The sequence below is a fragment of the Corallococcus sp. 4LFB genome (genome assembly GCF_046520365.1).
GTDB lineage: Bacteria > Myxococcota > Myxococcia > Myxococcales > Myxococcaceae > Corallococcus > Corallococcus caeni.
In genome coordinates, this window is record NZ_JBKGHJ010001265.1 from 1 (window position 1) to 377 (window position 377).

Annotated in this window: 1 protein-coding gene; it reads right to left on the reverse strand. The window is 69.5% G+C overall.

Going from position 1 to position 377, the window contains the following annotated elements; translation table 11 throughout:
* Window positions 1–377: amidoligase family protein (locus ACLEQD_RS45250; RefSeq protein WP_410392048.1), on the reverse strand; the 377-nt coding region annotated here is incomplete at both ends.

A 377-nucleotide genomic window follows, 5' to 3' on the forward strand; every position in this document is an offset into this window, starting at 1 on the left:
GCGGTGGCGGGGTTGAAGTCGCGGCGCTTGCTGGAGGCGGCCTTCGAGGCCAGGGCGCGGGCGGCGAGGGCCAACACCAGTTGGACGTAGGCCTTCACCTCGCCCGCGTGCACCGAGCCGTTGAAGTATCGGAATTCAATCGTGCCCCGGAAGAAGAGGCTGTTGAGGTTGAGGCCGTGGTAGCGGCTGGAGTCGTAGCGCTGCGGGGCGAGGTTGCGGCGCCCGTACCAAGCCTCATTCACGTCCTGGAGGGTGCGCGGGCGCCGGGCCTCCAGCCGCTGGAGGAAGGCCCCGTCGATGGGCTTGCAGAAGCGGTTCAGCCGCGCGGCGCTCACCCCGAGGGCGGTCTCCAGGAGGCGCTCCTGCTTGTGCACCAT